The sequence below is a fragment of the Rhodopseudomonas sp. RCAM05734 genome (genome assembly GCF_052658035.1).
Map to the genome: position 1 here is coordinate 2,168,082 of NZ_CP199742.1, position 16,655 is coordinate 2,184,736.

The window sequence follows — 16,655 nt, forward strand, 5'->3', positions numbered from 1 at the left end:
AACATGGAAAACATCGCATGGATGGCTTGGACACCGCCGACCGCAATCTTCTTTGCGCTGCTGGCGATGACACTGGGCACGATGACCTGGCTCGCAGCGGTCTATCCCGAGGCTGAGCGCGTCGGCATTCTGAGGATTCCCACCACCCGCGGCGATCGCCTGTTCGTGTCGCTGATCGTGGCGGCGGTCGTCCATCTGCTGTGGATCGGCTTTGTCGGGACCGACCCGATCGCCACGCTTCCCATCGGGGAAGAGGGACTTGGGATTTCGAGCCTGTGGCTCGCGACACTGATTTCGCTGGCTCTGGCCGTCGGCATTTTCCGCACGGTCTGAACCACGAAGACGACCAGGAGCGGGATCAACCCGGGCCTGCAGTAATGCTGCAACGGAGGAAGCAAATGAAACACATGACAAGACAACGCAGTCGTGTCCCCACGGTGCGCTTGATGATGACCAGCGCCGCCGCGCTGATCGCCGGATCGATCACGCTGGCAGCGCCGGCCCTCGCCGACGATGCCGCGGCGCAGAAGTGGATCGACACCGAGTTCCAGCCCTCGACGCTCTCCAAGGCCGATCAGCTGAAGGAACTGCAGTGGTTCGCGAAAGCCGCTGAGCCGTTCAAGGGCATGGAGATCAATGTCGTCTCCGAAACCCTGACGACGCATGAGTATGAATCCAAGACGCTGGCCAAGGCGTTCTCCGAGCTGACCGGCATCAAGCTCAAGCACGACCTGATCCAGGAAGGCGACGTGGTCGAGAAGCTGCAGACCCAGATGCAGTCCGGCAAGAATGTCTATGACGGCTGGATCAACGACTCCGATCTGATCGGCACGCATTTCCGCTACGGCCAGACCATCGCGCTGTCGGACTACATGACCGGCGAGGGCAAGGACGTCACCGATCCCATGCTCGACGTCAAGGATTTCATCGGCACGTCGTTCACCACCGCGCCCGACAAGAGGATGTATCGGCTGCCCGACCAGCAGTTCGCCAACCTTTACTGGTTCCGGTACGACTGGTTCACCAATCCCGACTACAAGGCCAAGTTCAAGGCCAAGTACGGCTACGATCTCGGCGTCCCCGTGAACTGGTCGGCCTATGAGGACATCGCCGAGTTCTTCACCAACGACATCAAGGAGATCAACGGCGTCAAGGTCTATGGCCACATGGACTACGGCAAGAAGGATCCCTCGCTCGGCTGGCGCTTCACCGACGCCTGGCTGTCGATGGCCGGCAACGGCGACAAGGGCCTGCCGAACGGCCTGCCGGTCGACGAATGGGGCATCCGCATGGAAGGCTGCCGTCCGGTCGGCTCGTCGATCGAGCGCGGCGGCGACACCAACGGTCCGGCGGCGGTCTATTCGATCGTCAAATATCTCGACTGGATGAAGAAGTATGCCCCGCCGCAGGCGCAAGGCATGACTTTCTCGGAATCCGGTCCGGTGCCTGCCCAGGGCAACGTCGCCCAGCAGATGTTCTGGTACACTGCCTTCACCGCCGACATGGTCAAGCCCGGCCTGCCGGTGATGAATGCGGACGGCACGCCGAAGTGGCGGATGGCGCCGTCGCCACATGGTGCGTACTGGAAGGAAGGCATGAAGCTCGGCTATCAAGACGTCGGCTCGGCAACCCTGCTGAAGTCGACCCCGGCCGATCGCCGCAAGGCCGCCTGGCTGTATCTGCAGTTCATCACCTCGAAGACGGTGAGCCTGAAGAAGAGCCATGTCGGCCTCACCTTCATCCGTGAAAGCGACATCTGGGACAAGTCGTTCACCGAGCGCGCGCCCAAGCTCGGCGGTCTGATCGAATTCTACCGTTCGCCGGCCCGCGTGCAGTGGTCGCCGACTGGCAACAACATCCCGGACTATCCGAAGCTGGCGCAGCTGTGGTGGCAGAACATCGGCGATGCGTCGTCCGGTGCGAAGACGCCGCAGGCGGCGATGGACTCGCTGGCGGCAGCTCAGGACTCGGTGCTCGAGCGACTTGAGCGGTCCAAGGTTCAGGGCGAGTGCGGACCGAAGCTGAACAAGAAGGAGACGGCTGAGTACTGGTACGCGAAGTCTGCCAAGGACGGCAACATCGCGCCGCAGCGCAAGCTTGCCAACGAGAAGCCGAAGGGCGAGACGGTCGACTACGACACGCTGATCAAGTCATGGCCGGCCACCCCGCCGCAGAAGCGCGCGTCGAACTGAGGCGTCTTGTTTCCCTCTCCCCGTCGGGGAGAGGGAGCGCAGCAGTACCAAACAACAAAAAGGCCGGGAGCGATCCCGGCCTTTTCATGTCGCGCCCAGCAATTGCCGTCACCCTCACTTGTCGTCACCCGCGAAGGCGGGTGACCCAGTAAACGCAGCTGTCAGCGTTGCGAATGCGGACCGTGGTGTTTACTGGATCCCCGCTTTCGCGGGGATGACAGCCATTGGGTGCGGTTAGGAGAGCCGGACGTGGGCTACTCCGCCGCCTGCTTCTTCTCGGCCAGCGTCGGATAGTCCGTGTAGCCCTTGGCGCTGCCGCCATAGAACGTCGCCTGGTCCGGCTTGTTGAGCTCCGCGCCGGTCTTGAAGCGCTCGACCAGGTCGGAATTGGCGATGAACAGCTTGCCGAACGCGATCAGGTCGGCTTCACCGGCCGCCAGCACCTTCTCCGCCAAAGCCAGGTCATAGCCGTTGTTGGCGATATAGGCGCCCTTGAAGCGCTTGCGCAGGGACGCGTAGTCGAACGGTGCGATGTCGCGCGGACCGCCGGTGGCGCCCTCGACGACGTGGATGTAGACCAGCTTCTCGGCATTGAGGCCGTCGACGATGTAGTCGAACAGTTTCTGCGGCTCGCTGTCGAGCGCAGCATCGTTGGCCGGGGTGACCGGCGAGATGCGGATGCCGGTGCGTTCGGCGCCGATTTCCTCGGCCACCGCTTTGGCGACTTCGAGAATCAGCCGGGCGCGGTTCTCGATCGAGCCGCCATATTCGTCGGTGCGCTTGTTGGTCGAGTCGCGGGCGAACTGCTCGAGCAGGTAGCCGTTGGCGGCGTGGATCTCCACGCCATCGAAGCCGGCCTCGATCGCGTTCTTCGCAGCCTTGCGGTAGTCCTCGATCAGGCCGGGGATTTCCGATAGCTCAAGGGCGCGCGGCTCGGAGGTCTCGGTGAACGTGTTGTTGACGTAGGTCTTGCCCTTGGCCTTGATTGCCGACGCTGAGACCGGCGCTCCGCCGTTCGGCTGCAGGCTGGTGTGCGAGATGCGCCCGACGTGCCAGAGCTGGATGAAGATATGACCGCCCTTGGCGTGGACTGCATCGGTGACTTTCTTCCAGCCGGCGACCTGCTCCTTGGTGTAGATGCCGGGCGTGTCCTGATAGCCTTGGCCCTGCTGCGAGATCTGGCTTGCTTCGGTGATCAGCAGGCCGGCGGTGGCGCGCTGGGCGTAGTATTCCACGGCAAGCGGGTTGGGCACGAAGCCTTCGATCGCGCGGTTGCGCGTCAGCGGCGCCATGACGGTGCGGTTCGACAGGGTGATCGGGCCGAGCTTGTAGCTCTCGAAGAGTTTGGAAGCGCTCATGTTGTTGTTCCGGAAAAATGGGGAATAGGCTGGAATTGTGCATTGCGATGCGGGTTGGCAATGGCTGGCCGGCCGGGATTTTCATGCAGGACAATCGATCTGCAAGCAGGCCGCGACAGAGAACAAAATGACTTCCGGCCACAGCAGCGATGGCCGAAAGCAATTGTCACGCGACTGTCACCAGCCACGGTTCCGCATCAGTTGGCGCCGAGAAAGTCGCGCTTGCCGATCTCGACGCCGCACATGCGCAGGATGCCGTGGGCCGTCGTGGCATGGAAGTAGAAGTTCGGCAGCGAGAAGCTGGTGAGATATTGCTGGCCCTTCAGCGTCATGGTCTTGCCGCCGCCGATCGGGAAGGTGATCTCGCGGTCTTCCGCGCCGTCGAACAGCGACGGCTTGACGCTTTTGACGTAGTCGGCGGTCTTGGCCAGCCGCTGCTTGAGTTCGCCGAAGGTTGTCTCGGTATCCGGGAACGACGGCACCTCGCCGCCGCTCAGGCGTGCAGACCCCCGCACGGCATGATCGCAGGTGATCTGGATCTGCTTGCTCAATGGCAGCATGTCCGGAAACAGCCGCGCAGCCAGCAGCACCTCGGGCTGGATCTTCTTTGCCTGCGCATAGGCGTCGGCCTTGTCGAGCAGTCCGGACAGGCTGGAGAGGATCTGCAGGTAGGCGGGGACGGCGGAATCGTAGAATGACATATGAGGCTCTTTCGCGGTGTTTCGGTCGGCAGCGGGAAGGTCGAGAAAGATGCTGCTGCATGGAACTGGGAAGTTCCCGGTGAAAAACAACCGTCGAGACACCGCAAAAGAGAAAAAATCAGCTCTGTGGCTTGCGGGCCATCTCGCGCAGCCGCCCCACGATGCCGGTGGGGAAGAAATACACCGACGCGATGAACAGCAGGCCGAGCCAGAGCAGCCAGCGGTCCGGATGCAGCAGACCGGGCAGAACGGGAAGTCCGGCATCGGCCGCTGCGGTGGAGGCAATGCCCATCAGGGCCTGAAGATAATTCTGGGCAAGAATGAAGACCACGGCGCCGACGATGGCACCGTACATGGTGCCCATGCCGCCGATCACGACCATCAGCAGGATGTCGAGCATGATGGCAAAGCTGAGCGAGGTGTCCGGCCCGGCATAGCGCAACCATAGCGCGTTCAGCGCGCCGGCAGAAGCTGCAACGACGGCGGCAAGGCAATTGGCGTAGGTCAGATGAAACACCGTGCGAAAGCCGAGCGCCTCGGCGCGGAAACGGTTTTCGCGGATCGCCTGCAAGACGCGGCCGAACGGTGAGTTCACCACGCGCAGCAAGGCCAGGATCATCGCGGCGGATGCGACGAAGATCATGTAGTAGGTGAGCGTGCGACCGGTGACGGCGACGCCGAATACGTCCTTCTTCACAAACACCGTGCCTGGCCGCAGCAATTCCGGCAACTGGAAGCTGCGGCCGTCCTCGCCGCCGGTGAGCCATGACAATTGCGACGCCAGCACCAGGAAGGCGGAAGCCACCGCCAGCGTGATCATGGCGAAGAAGATCGCCTCGACCCGCAGCGAGAACAGCCCTATGCCGAGTGCCAGCAACGCGGCGAGCGGCAGGCCGATGGCAAGGCCGACGGCTACGGCGGTCCATGTCGGTCCCATCGCATACAACGCAATGGCGATGGCATAGCTGCCGATGCCATAGAACATCGTATGCGCGAATGACACGGTGCCGGTGTAGCCGAGCAGCAGATCGTAGGACGCCACAAGGGCTGCGAAGATGCAGATCTTGGTTGCGACATTCAGCGCCTTGGCGCCGGGAAACACGAACGGTGCCACCGCCAGCGCGACGATGATCGCGAGAAGCAGAACATTGAGAATACGGCTGCGCGGCAGATCGCCGGAAAGGATCATCATCGATTTGTCACCGCGTAGAGTCCGCGCGGTCGCCACATCAGGATTGCGACCATCAGCAGGATGTTCGAGACCAGCGCCAGTTTCGGCACCAGGAAGCCGCCGTAATTGGCGACCATCGCCACCAGGATGGCGCCGATGAAGCAGCCGTTGATGGAGCCGAGCCCGCCGATGATCACCACGATGAACACCAGCACCGTGAGGTCATTGCCCATGGAGGCATGCACCTGTTCGCGATACAGCGCCCACATGATGCCGCCGAGGCCGGCGAGGCCGGAGCCGACCATGAAGACGCCGAGGAACAGCCGGCGGATGCGGTAGCCGAGCGCCTCGACCATCTCGCGATTCTCGACACCGGCACGGATCAGCAATCCGATCTTGCTGCGGTTCAAAGTGAGCTGGATGCCGAGGAACACCACAAGGCCGACCAGCATTGCCAGCAGGCGATATTTGGCGATGGCGATGTCGCCGATGATGAAGGAGCCGCGCAGCGAGGTCGGCAGCGGCAGTGGAATGATCTGCGGCCCCCACAGCGCATACAGCGCCTGTTCGGCGACGATCAGCCCGCCGGTGGTCATCAGGATCTGCTTGAGGTGCTGGCCGTAGACCGGCAGGATCAGCACGCGCTCCACGATCAGGCCGATGGCGCCGGACACACCCATGGCCAGCAGCGCCGCCGGCGCCAGCACCGCGAGATTGAGTAGCAGTGAATCCGCCTGCACCCAGGACGCCAGCGGCAGCAGCACCAGCGTCGCTGCATAGGCGCCGACGGCGATGAACGCGCCGTGGCCGAAATTCAGCACGTCCATCAGCCCGAACACCAGCGTCAGGCCGGAGGCCATGATGAAGATCATCATGCCCATGGCGAGGCTGGCGACGGTCAGCGTCGCCCACGAACTGCCGGAGCCGATCAGTGGGATCACGGCGATCGCCAGGATCACCGGCAGCAGCACCGGCAGGAAATCGCGCTTCGGCTTGGGCAGCGCGTCGGTTGCGGCAAGGTCGGTCATTGATGCGCCTCCAGGCTGAGGCCGAGCAGCCGCTCCTGCAATGGTGTGTCGGCGGCCAGCGCCGCCATCGCGCCGCGATGCACGATCGCGCCATTGTCCATCACCAGCACGGCGTCGCCGATCATCTGCGCCACGTGAAAATTCTGTTCAACCAGCAGGATGGTGGCGCCCGAGCGCTTGATCTCGGCGAAGCATTCGATCAGCGCGCCGACAATCGCCGGCGCCAGACCCTTGGTCGGCTCGTCGATCAGCAGTAGTTTTCGCGGCTCGACAATGGCCCGCGCGATCGACAGCATCTGCTTCTGTCCGCCGGACAACAGGCCTGCGCGCGACAGCCAGAATTTTCGCAGCGCCGGGAAGAAGCCAAAAATCCATTGCAGACGAGCATCGTCGAGCGGGCCGTCGCGTGCGGCGAGGATCAGGTTTTCCTTCACCGTGAGATCCGAAAACACCGCCATGCTCTCCGGCACGTAGCCGACACCGAGGCGGGCGATATCCGGCGTCGCCAGCCCTTCGATGCGCTGGCCGCCGAGGGTGATTTGTCCGGATGATGCCTGCCAAAGGCCCATGATGGTGCGCAGCGTGGTGGTCTTGCCGGCGCCGTTGCGGCCGAGCAGCATGGTGGTCTGGCCCTCAGCGATGGCGAGGTCGACGCCGTGCAGGATGTGATAGCGCCCAATATGGGTGTGGACACCCGCCATGGTCAGCATGTCGGTCATGCGGCGGTCTTTCCCGGCGCGATCCCGAGATAGGCTTCCTGCACGATCGGCGAGGCGATGACCTCCTCCGGGCTGCCGTCGGCCACCAGGCTGTCCGTTATGCAGCACGATGATGCGGTCGGCGAGCGAGCGCACCACGTCCATCTTGTGCTCGACCAGCAGAATGATCTTGGTCGTGTCCTGCTTCAATCGGGCGATCAGGTCGAGCACGACTGGCACCTCGTCGACGCTCATGCCGGCAGTCGGTTCGTCGAACATGAAAACCTTCGGCTGCAGCGCCATCATCAGCGCGACCTCCAGCTTGCGCTGGTCGCCATGGGACAGCACGGTGGCGGCGACGCTGCGGCGGTGGCCCAGCGCGACCTGGTCGAGAATGGCGTCGGCGGTGGCGATCAGATCGCGCCGGGTCATCCATGGCCGCAGCATGTCGTAGTGCGTGCCGCTGTGGGCCTGCACCGCAAGGCGGACGTTTTCCTCGACGCTGAGATTCGGAAACAGGTTGGTGAGCTGGAAGGCGCGGCCCAAGCCGGCGCGGGTGCGCAGCGGCGCGGACATGCCGGTGAGATCGACGCCGTCGAACAACACGCTGCCCTCGGTGGCGCGCAACTGCCCGGAGATCAGGTTGAAATAGGTGGTCTTGCCGGCGCCGTTGGGGCCGACGATGGCGGTGAGCTCGCCGGGCCGGAACGTGCAGCTTACTCTGTTGACCGCGACATGTCCGCCGAAGCGGATGGTGAGGTCGCGGGTTTCGAGGGTGGAGGTCATTGGCGGAGGTTCCGTGTCCCGGACGCGGTGCGGCATTCTTATGCCGCTCCGCAGATCCGGGACCCATGATGCGTGGTGTGATTGTGGGCCCCTGATCTGCGGTGCACAACGCCGCTGTGCGGCGATGTGCACCGCGTCCGGGGCACGAACATTACCGCTTGTTCCGGATCGGAATGTTCATGTCCTCGATCTTCAGTTCACGGATGGGCTCGTTGACCGCCCAGGCCAGGTCTGGATCGACCTTGACCTTGAAGTGGTACATGCTCTGCAGCGCCTGGTGGTCTTCCTTGCGGAAGATCATCTTGCCCTTGGGAGTGTCAAACTCCATGCCCTCCATTGCTGCGATCAGCTTCTCGGTGTCGGTGGATTTTGCTTTCTGTACCGCGGTCACCGCAGCCATGGCAGCGGAAAAGCCGCCGGCGGTGAAGAAGTCCGGCGGCGCATTGAAGCGCTTCTTGTGCTCGGCGACGAACCAGTCGTTCACCGGGTTCTTCGGGATGTCATAATAATAGTAGGTCGCACCTTCCATGCCGGGCAGCCGCTTGTAGGCGGCGAGCGCCGGCAGGATGTTGCCGCCGGTGGAGAGTTCGATGCCGTAGCGCTTCGGGTCCATGTCCTGCAGTTTTGTCAGCGGGTCGCCGCCGCCGGCCCAGATCACCCAGATGATCTTGCGGCCGGGCTTGTCCTTCAGCGCGTCGAACAGCCGCTGGCCGGCCGCGGTGAAGTCGGTGGTGGTGGTCGGCACGTATTCTTCGGCGGCCAGTGTGGCCCCGGTCTTGGCCAGCGCTTCCTTGAAGGCTGCAACGCCGTCGCGGCCGAAGGCGTAGTCCTGGCCCAGGGTGGCGATGGTGACGCCGGGCTTGCCGATCGCCACCGCATTGGCGATGGCATCCTGCGAGGAGTTGCGGCCGGTGCGGAAGATGTAGCGATTCCATTTTTCGCCGGTGATCTGGTCGGCCACCGCCGGCTCGACGATCAAAATCTTCTTGTTCTCTTCGGCGACCGGCAGATCGGCCAGCGCCGCGGCCGACGACGAGGTGCCGATGGCGATGTCGGCATTGTCGTCCTGATAGGCTTCCGCGAGCGCCGCCTTGGACAGGTCGGGCTTGCTTTGGTCGTCCTTGGTGATGACCACGATCTTGCGGCCGTCGACCATCATGGTGCCCTTGGTGGCGTATTCGAAACCCATGCGCAGGCCGGTCTCGGTCTGCTTGGCATAGGCCTCGAGCGGGCCGGTCTTGCCATAGATCAATGCGATCTTGAGATCGTCGGCATGCGCAACCGTGGTGGTTAGCAAAGCGGTGGCAGCGAGCATGAAAAAGCGACGCAAGGTCAGTCCTCCCGATTTTGTTGCGGGACCCTAATGCATTTTCCCGCGCAGTGGAAAGAGCGATTAGCGTGCACCTGCCCGCAGCTGCGTCAGCAATTCGGCTGTGGGCCAGGAGTCGGCCGGCAGGCCATACTTAAGTTGCATCGTCTTCACGGCAGAACGGCTCTGCTGGCCCATGATGCCGTCGATCTTGCCGACATTGAAGCCGGCGCGGGTCAGCGGCTGCTGCATCTCCTTGAGTTCGTTGAACGGCAATTGCGCGATCTGCGCCGATGGCCTGCGCATCGGCGCAGCCCCGGCGATCCGGGTGGCGAGGTAACCCGCAGTGGTGGAATAGATCAGCGAGTTATTCCATTCGGTGTAGGCGGCGAAATTGGCATAGGCCAGAAATGCCGGGCCAAAGCGCCCCATGGGCAGCAGCAGCGAAGCCGGCATGGAGTCGTTTGGCAGCGGTCGGCCGTCCGGGTAAGTGACGCCGAACTGCGCCCATTTGGACCGCGGCAGTTGAATGGTCAGGTCGGCCTGGTCCCAGGGCACATCGGCTGAGACTTTGACTTCCTGCAGCCACGGTTCGCCGCGCCGCCATTTGAGGCCATTGGCAATGTAGTTGGCGGTCGAACCGATCACGTCATCAGGGCTGCGCAGAAGATTGCGGTGGCCGTCGCCGTCATAATCGACCGCGTAATTGAAGTAGTGCGTCGGCAGGAACTGGGTCTGGCCGAGCTCGCCGGCCCATGAGCCAATCATCTCCTCAGGCGAGAGATCGCCGCGGTCGATGATCTTCAGCGCCGCGATGGTTTCGCCCTGAAACATCTTCGAGCGCCGGCAGTCATAGGCGAGCGATACCAGCGAGGGCAGGGTTGGCAGATTGCCCATCTGCGCGCCGAAGTCGCTCTCCAGCGCCCAGAATGCAGCGATGACCGCCGGAGGCACGCCGAACTCCTTCTCTGCGCGCGCAAACGCCGCCGCGTGCTGCTTGATCTTGAGCTGGCCGTTCTGCATCCGGTAGTCCGCCGCCATGCGCCGCGAGAACTCGGTGAACAGCTGGCCGAACACCCGCTGTCCCCTGTCGCGGTTGACGATCTTGGGATCGTAGACCAGCCACGGCGAGGCTGCCGCGACCGCGCGTTGGGACACGCCGGCGGCCACGGCCTGCTGCTTCAGCCCGGCGAGGAACTGGTCGAAGCTCTGGCCATTGTGGCAGGCGGCGCCGCGCGAGCCCGATGATGCGGTGGGCTTGGCCGCCGCGACGTTGGGTCTGGCCTGCGGGGCGGCCGAGACAGGTTGCGCGGAAGCCGGGGAGGAGAGGCCGGCAATGGCAAGCGCTACACCACAAACAAACGATCGCATCCGCAATGACATCGGCAACATCGTCACAGGCCTCTCCTCGTTATGCCCGGCCTTGTGCCGGGCATCCACGTTTCATCACTAGGGAATACAGTCGTGGATGGCCGGGACAAGCCCGGCCATGACCGAGAGGGCGGCTGTTTTTCTATCACTACAGCTCCCGTGCATTGCTGAACGCAAAGCTCGACACCCGCCGCGTGTTCTCGTCGAGGATCAGCGTCCTTGTGATCGGCGGCTCGGCGCGCTGGCTGCAATTTTCGCGTTCGCACAGCCGGCAGTTAACGCCGATCGGCGTGCCCTCGGCCTTCTCCAGGTCCATGCCGCCGGCATAGACCAGTTTTGGCGCGTGGCGGATCTCGCAGCCGAGCCCGATGGCGAAGCGCGGCTGCGGCTGGCCGTGCGGCGCCGGCGGCCGGCGCACCATCTGGGCGATGGAGAAATAGCGGCTGCCGTCAGGCAGTTCGATGAGCTGCCGGAGCAGGCGGTCCGGCGTGTCGAAGGTGGAGTGCACGTTCCACAACGGGCAGGTGCCGCCGAATTTCGAGAACGGAAAGGTGCCCGACGAAAACCGCTTCGACACGTTGCCGGCATTGTCGACGCGCAGCATGAAGAACGGTACGCCGCGTGCGGTCGGACGCTGCAGCGTGGTGAGGCGGTGGCAGACCTGTTCGAAGCCGACATTGAAGCGCTGGCCGAGCACCTGCAGATCGTAGCTCAACGCCTCCGCGGCGCTGTGGAACGCGGCATAGGGCATCAGCACCGCGGCGGCGAAGTAGTTGGCCAAGGTGATGCGGTAGAGTCGCCGCGGCGTGTCGTCGAGCGGACCGGCGCGTCCGACGATCGTCTCGAAGGCGCTGCTGCATTCCGACAGGCCGAGCTGGAATGCGAGTTGAAAGGCGCGGCCGGGCGCATCCACCAGTTCGGAAATCAGCAGTTGCCGACGGTGGCGGTCGAAACGGCGCAGCGTCTCGCGCATCACGTCCACCGGCATAATACGGGTGACCACGGAGTGCTTTTCACGCAGGCGGGTGCTCAGTGCCGCATAGAGGTCCTGCGCCGGCACGTTGATCTCGTCGCGCAGGGCTTCGGCGGCCTGCTCGAGTTCGGGGAAGTAATTGCGATTGGCCTCGATCAGGTCGCGGATGCGCTCGATCGGGTTGGCCTCGAAGCGATGGCCCTCGTCGCGGTCGGCCATCTGCGCCGCCACCATGGTCTCGCCGCGCCTCGCCTCGGCATAGGCCGCGTAGAGCCGCTGCAGGGCGTGGGTGACGCCGGGGCACAGTTCTGCGAGGTCGCGCAGTTCCTGCTTGGGCAGATCGATCTGGCGGAACAGCGGATCGGAGAAGATCTCGTTCAGTTCTGCGAAGAAGCGGTCTTCGTCGGCGCTGGCGAGGTCGCGCAGATCGAGGTCGTAGGTCTGCGCCAGCCGCATCAGCAGCTGCGCCGTCACTGGTCGCTGGTTGCGCTCTATCAGGTTGATATAGCTGGGAGAAATGCCCAGGCCCTCGGCAATCTGGGTCTGCGACAGACCGAGCTGCTGGCGAATGCGGCGGAAGCGCGGGCCGACGAACAGCTTCTTGCCGGTATCGCTGGCCATCTCAAAATCCCCCGATTGTGACAAAATTTACAAAATGACATTCGTGACAAGTCATGACGTTACATCGCATCACCATTGGCTGACAAGCCATCTATCGGATCTTCTCCATATAGCGTTTAGCTCTCAGCACGTTTCGCAACGCATTGTCATGAATGTCGAAGCGATGGCCGGGTAGCGATGCGGATCGGCCGTCACCGTAAGGGATCAAGGACATGAACTTCCAGCCACGTGGAATCAGCGATCTGGCCATTCAGGGGCCGTCCTCCTATCAGAGCGAAATCGAAGCGGCGGCAGCGCTGCTCAAGGACAAGGACACCTGGAACGGCGTCAAGGCCGAAGCTGTGGCCCGCATGCGCCTGCAGAACCGCTTCAAGACCGGCCTCGACGTCGCGCGCTACACCGCTGCGCTGATGCGCGCCGACATGGCGGCCTATGACGCCGACAGCACCAAGTACACCCAGTCGCTCGGTTGCTGGCACGGCTTCATCGCGCAGCAGAAGCTGATCTCGGTGAAGAAGCACTTCGGCACCACCGACCGCACCTATCTCTACCTCTCGGGCTGGATGATCGCGGCGCTGCGCTCCGAGTTCGGACCGCTGCCCGACCAGTCCATGCATGAGAAAACCTCGGTGCCGGCGCTGATCGAAGAGCTCTACACCTTCCTGCGGCAGGCCGATCAGCGTGAGCTGAACGCGATCTTCCGCGAGCTCGACGCTGCCCGCAAGGCTGGCGACAAGGCCAAGGAAACCGCGCTGATCGACAAGATCGACAATTTCCAGACCCACGTCGTGCCGGTCATCGCCGACATCGACGCCGGCTTCGGCAATGCCGAGGCGACCTATCTGCTGGCCAAGAAGATGATCGAGGCCGGCGCCTGCGCGCTGCAGATCGAGAATCAGGTGTCGGACGAAAAGCAGTGCGGTCATCAGGACGGCAAGGTGACGGTGCCGCATGAGGTCTTCCTGGCGAAGATCCGCGCCTGCCGCCACGCGTTCCTCGAACTCGGTGTGGAAGACGGCATCATCGTCACCCGCACCGACTCGCTCGGCGCGGGCCTGACGCAGCAGATCGCTGTCAGCCACCGTCCGGGCGACCTCGGCGACCAGTACAACAGCTTCCTGGATTGCGAAGAGGTCGATGCAACCGCGGTCGGCAACGGCGACGTGATCATCAGCCGCAACGGCAAGCTGCTGCGTCCGAAGCGTCTGCCCAGCAACCTGTACCAGTTCCGCGAAGGCACCGGTGCGGACCGCTGCGTGCTCGACTGCATCACCTCGCTGCAGAACGGCGCGGACCTGCTGTGGATCGAGACCGAGAAGCCGAATATCGAGCAGATCGCCTCGATGGTCGACCGTGTGCGCGAAGTGATCCCGAACGCCAAGCTGGCCTACAACAACTCACCGTCGTTCAACTGGACGCTCAACTTCCGTTGGCAGGTTTACGACGAGATGAAGAAGGCCGGCAAGGATGTCAGCCAGTACAACCGCGCCGAGCTGATGAAGGCGGAGTACGACTCGACCCCGCTGGCGATCGAAGCCGATGAGCTGATCCGCACCTTCCAGGCGGATTCGGCCAAACGCGCCGGCATCTTCCATCACCTGATCACGCTGCCGACCTATCACACGGCCGCGCTCTCGACCGACAATCTTGCCCGCGAGTATTTCGGCGAGCAGGGCATGCTCGGCTACGTGAAGAATGTTCAGCGCCAGGAAATCCGTCAGGGCATCGCCTGCGTCAAGCATCAGGACATGGCCGGCTCCAACATCGGCGATGATCACAAGGAATACTTCGCCGGTGAGGCCGCTCTCAAGGCCGGCGGCGCGCACAACACGATGAACCAGTTCGGCTAACGGCAAACAACAGGAGACGACCATGAGCAGCAATTTTTGGGTGATCGGCGGCGAGTTCGGTTCGATGAACTTCCACAAGCTGGTCGAGGGTTCGGCCCAGGTGCAGGGTCCGTTCAAGACCCGCCAGGAGGCTGAAGACGCCTGGAAGACCGTGTCGGAAGAGAACCGGCATCGCGCAGGTGTTCGCTTCTCCATCGTCGAAGAGCCGCAGCGCGCGATCGCCTAAGCGGCCGCCACTCGAATAAGAAGACGTCCCAAGGACGTGGACGGCCTCACCCGGGCGACCGGGTGGGGCCGTCGATGTTTATACACGGCACAAGTATCTGGGAACAAAGGGTCTTTTCCCGGCCTCTGGTTACTGATAGGTTAGTTGCGGTAAGGCTACCGCCGGAAAGGCCCAGGAAATGTCGGACGCGTACAAGACCGGATCCGGTTCGGCCGGCAACGCCCGGCCGATGCGGTTGCGCGACGCCCTGCGGCAGGCGCGGATCGAGGCCGCCGATCGCACCGGAGTGGTGGTCGATCTGCGCGATGCCGAGGTCGCCCGGCTCGAAATCCTCAATGAGGCGCTTGACCCGTTGTTCGCGGAAATTCCCGATAGCGTCGACATGTTCGATCGCGGCATCACCCAGGGCGACACGCCGCGGCTGTGGATCGACATGGTCGCCCATGTGGTGATGGGCAGGGACAAGCGGATCTATCGCTTCGTCCAGGACACCCGGTTCGGCCGCGTGGTGATCGCCGAATCCCACGATGTCGCCTCCGTCGTCCAGGCGGTCACCGCCTACGTCGCGCGCCGCATGATCGAGCGCGAACAGGCGCTGGTCCAGACGCCGCCGCCGGTTGCCGTCATCAAGCCGCGGAGTCGGTTCTGGCCGTTCGTGGCGGGCGTGGTGGTCGGTGTTGCCGCGCTGTTTGCGGTCGCGCTGGCCATGGCGTTACGCGGACATTGAACATCTGTCGAAGCGGCCGAGTCCCTTATGGTGAGGAGGCGTTTCTTCAGCACCGTTTCGACCATGAGATGCGTGACCCATCCTTCGAGAAGTGCGCAAGGGCGCGCTCCTCAGGATGAGGTTCGTTGATCGTCCCGCAGCTCGATGTTTTGCAGTTCGCCAATACCCGGACCGTTTCCAAATCCGCGCACCTGCTGCCAGCACTTCCATCCCTCGCCTTCGCGCGTGATGGAAAACAGGTTGTAAGCTGCTGCGGGCTTGTGGCCGTCGGCGATCGACGATGCCGAAGGCACGCCGACCACGGGAATTTTGCCGCGGAAGCCGTCCACCCAGATGGTGGCGTGCACGTGGTCATGGCCGTGCAGCACCAGATCGACGCCGTGGCGCTTCAGCACCGCCTGCAATTCCAGGGAATCGGTGAGCCGCTTGTGGCTGTGCTTCGAGCGCAATGGATGATGGATCAGCAGCACGCGAAACGACGGGTCGCTCGACAGTCCAGCCAGCATGCGGTCGAGCGCGGCGATCTGCGCGAGGCCGAGCGCGCCGGTGGCCATGAACGGTGCGGTCGGCACGGCGGTGGAGACGCCGATCAGCGCCAGCGGTCCGCGGCGCCGCAGATAGGGAAACCCGGTGGCAGCGCCGGCACCGTCGCCGCGCATATAGTCGCCCCAGGCTTCGGAGGCGAGGTGGCGCGTCTCCGCCACATAGGCGTCGTGATTGCCGGGCACCAGCGACACGCGGTCGGGCGGCCCAACACGTTCCAGCCAGGCGCGCGCTGGCGCGAATTCGCCCCTAAGCGCCAGATTGACCAGATCGCCGGTGACGGCGATATGGTCCGGCCGCTGCGCCAGCATGTCGGCGACCAGCGCGTCGAGCACGTCGCGGCGATGGATGGTGTGGCGGTTGCGGATCCAGTTGAGATAGCCAAGCACGCGCTTGCCCAGCAGCTCGCGCAGGTGCGGCACCGGCAGCGGCGGGATATGCGGGTCCGACAGATGCGCGAGGGTGAAAGCGGTCATCGAAAAGATCTCATGCACCCTGTGAAAGTCCCGGACGTTTTGGCAAGGTGGGCAACCTGACGCAAGGATTTCAGCCGCAATGACCCCACCGACGCTGCGGCAGAAGCTCGAACCCACCCTGCGAAAGATCTTTCATCTGTATTTCCGCTTCGCCCGCGGGATGACCCTGGGCGTGCGCGCGGTGGTGCTCGACGCCGACAACCGCGTGTTTCTGGTCCGGCATACCTATGTGGCGGGCTGGTATCTGCCCGGCGGCGGGGTCGAGGTCGGCCAGAGCTTCCGCGCGGCGCTGGACCGCGAATTGATGGAAGAGGGCCGCATCGAGGTGCTTGGCGAGCCGGTCCTGCACGGTGTGTTCCTCAACAGCCATGTCTCGATTCGCGACCATGTGATCGTCTATGTGGTCCGCCAGTTCCGCCAGGACCGCTTGCCGGCGCCGAATCGGGAGATTGCCGAATGCGGCTTCTTTGCCCTCACCGCGCTTCCGCCTGACACCACCACCGGCACCCGCCTGCGGCTTGCCGAGGTGCTGGACGGCAGGCCGATCATCCCGACCTGGCGGGAATGAGGGGCTTCCAGCCCGGCGATGGACCCAGCGCCCGTCAGATGCTATTCCGCGCTCCGA

15 protein-coding genes and 1 pseudogene are annotated in these 16,655 nt (G+C 63.6%); 6 read left to right on the plus strand and 10 right to left on the minus strand.

Annotated elements, in window-relative coordinates:
* Nucleotides 1-3: 3 nt before the first annotated feature.
* Complete coding sequence (locus ACUXVA_RS10285) at nt 4-333, plus strand: DUF2160 domain-containing protein (RefSeq protein WP_265080394.1); 330 nt, start codon at nt 4-6, stop codon at nt 331-333.
* A 65-nt stretch (nt 334-398) separates the two neighbouring features.
* Nucleotides 399-2,192 (plus strand): ABC transporter substrate-binding protein, encoded by a 1,794-nt coding sequence (locus ACUXVA_RS10290; RefSeq protein WP_445491975.1) that lies wholly within the window; start codon nt 399-401, stop codon nt 2,190-2,192.
* A 254-nt stretch (nt 2,193-2,446) separates the two neighbouring features.
* On the opposite strand, the gene ACUXVA_RS10295 is transcribed toward ACUXVA_RS10290, so the two are convergent.
* From ACUXVA_RS10295 to ACUXVA_RS10335, 9 genes and pseudogenes are all read right to left on the minus strand, one after another.
* The gene (locus ACUXVA_RS10295) at nt 2,447-3,550 is read right to left on the minus strand and encodes an alkene reductase (RefSeq protein ID WP_445491977.1); all 1,104 of its coding nucleotides are present in this window, start codon (nt 3,548-3,550) and stop codon (nt 2,447-2,449) included.
* Between the two features lie 197 nt (nt 3,551-3,747).
* Entirely contained in the window at nt 3,748-4,251 is a 504-nt protein-coding gene (locus ACUXVA_RS10300; protein WP_445491979.1) for a DUF1993 domain-containing protein, read from the minus strand.
* Between the two features lie 118 nt (nt 4,252-4,369).
* The gene (locus ACUXVA_RS10305) at nt 4,370-5,443 is read right to left on the minus strand and encodes a branched-chain amino acid ABC transporter permease (RefSeq protein ID WP_445491981.1); all 1,074 of its coding nucleotides are present in this window, start codon (nt 5,441-5,443) and stop codon (nt 4,370-4,372) included.
* The gene (locus ACUXVA_RS10310) at nt 5,440-6,450 is read right to left on the minus strand and encodes a branched-chain amino acid ABC transporter permease (RefSeq protein WP_265080390.1); all 1,011 of its coding nucleotides are present in this window, start codon (nt 6,448-6,450) and stop codon (nt 5,440-5,442) included. Before ACUXVA_RS10310 ends, ACUXVA_RS10305 begins: the two co-directional genes overlap by 4 nt.
* The gene (locus ACUXVA_RS10315) at nt 6,447-7,169 is read right to left on the minus strand and encodes an ABC transporter ATP-binding protein (protein WP_265080389.1); all 723 of its coding nucleotides are present in this window, start codon (nt 7,167-7,169) and stop codon (nt 6,447-6,449) included. The genes ACUXVA_RS10310 and ACUXVA_RS10315 overlap by 4 nt, the downstream gene beginning before the upstream one ends.
* Nucleotides 7,166-7,934 (minus strand): annotated as a pseudogene (locus ACUXVA_RS10320) (ABC transporter ATP-binding protein). The gene ACUXVA_RS10315 and the pseudogene ACUXVA_RS10320 overlap by 4 nt, the downstream one beginning before the upstream one ends.
* A gap of 151 nt (nt 7,935-8,085) precedes the next feature.
* Nucleotides 8,086-9,249, minus strand: coding sequence for a substrate-binding domain-containing protein (locus tag ACUXVA_RS10325; protein WP_413776548.1), 1,164 nt, complete (start codon nt 9,247-9,249; stop codon nt 8,086-8,088).
* A 78-nt stretch (nt 9,250-9,327) separates the two neighbouring features.
* The gene (locus ACUXVA_RS10330) at nt 9,328-10,614 is read right to left on the minus strand and encodes a lytic murein transglycosylase (protein WP_445493273.1); all 1,287 of its coding nucleotides are present in this window, start codon (nt 10,612-10,614) and stop codon (nt 9,328-9,330) included.
* 148 nt (nt 10,615-10,762) lie between these two features.
* On the minus strand, nt 10,763-12,208 hold the full coding sequence (locus ACUXVA_RS10335; protein ID WP_265080386.1) for a helix-turn-helix domain-containing protein: 1,446 nt from the start codon (nt 12,206-12,208) through the stop codon (nt 10,763-10,765).
* 212 nt (nt 12,209-12,420) lie between these two features.
* Between ACUXVA_RS10335 and ACUXVA_RS10340 the strand changes: the two genes are divergently transcribed.
* The 3 genes from ACUXVA_RS10340 to ACUXVA_RS10350 all read left to right on the plus strand — a co-directional run bounded on the left by ACUXVA_RS10340 (nt 12,421) and on the right by ACUXVA_RS10350 (nt 15,011).
* Nucleotides 12,421-14,058, plus strand: a complete 1,638-nt coding sequence (locus tag ACUXVA_RS10340) for an isocitrate lyase (RefSeq protein ID WP_445491984.1) — start codon at nt 12,421-12,423, stop codon at nt 14,056-14,058.
* A gap of 22 nt (nt 14,059-14,080) precedes the next feature.
* On the plus strand, nt 14,081-14,284 hold the full coding sequence (locus ACUXVA_RS10345) for a DUF4170 domain-containing protein (RefSeq protein ID WP_265080384.1): 204 nt from the start codon (nt 14,081-14,083) through the stop codon (nt 14,282-14,284).
* A 178-nt stretch (nt 14,285-14,462) separates the two neighbouring features.
* On the plus strand, nt 14,463-15,011 hold the full coding sequence (locus ACUXVA_RS10350; RefSeq protein WP_445491987.1) for a hypothetical protein: 549 nt from the start codon (nt 14,463-14,465) through the stop codon (nt 15,009-15,011).
* Nucleotides 15,012-15,121: 110 nt separating this feature from the next.
* Here ACUXVA_RS10350 and ACUXVA_RS10355 read toward each other — a convergent pair whose 3' ends face one another.
* Nucleotides 15,122-16,030 (minus strand): metallophosphoesterase family protein, encoded by a 909-nt coding sequence (locus ACUXVA_RS10355; protein WP_445491989.1) that lies wholly within the window; start codon nt 16,028-16,030, stop codon nt 15,122-15,124.
* A 79-nt stretch (nt 16,031-16,109) separates the two neighbouring features.
* Here ACUXVA_RS10355 and ACUXVA_RS10360 point away from each other — a divergent pair, with 79 nt between their 5' ends.
* Nucleotides 16,110-16,598, plus strand: a complete 489-nt coding sequence (locus ACUXVA_RS10360; protein WP_265080381.1) for an NUDIX domain-containing protein — start codon at nt 16,110-16,112, stop codon at nt 16,596-16,598.
* Nucleotides 16,599-16,655: the final 57 nt, after the last annotated feature.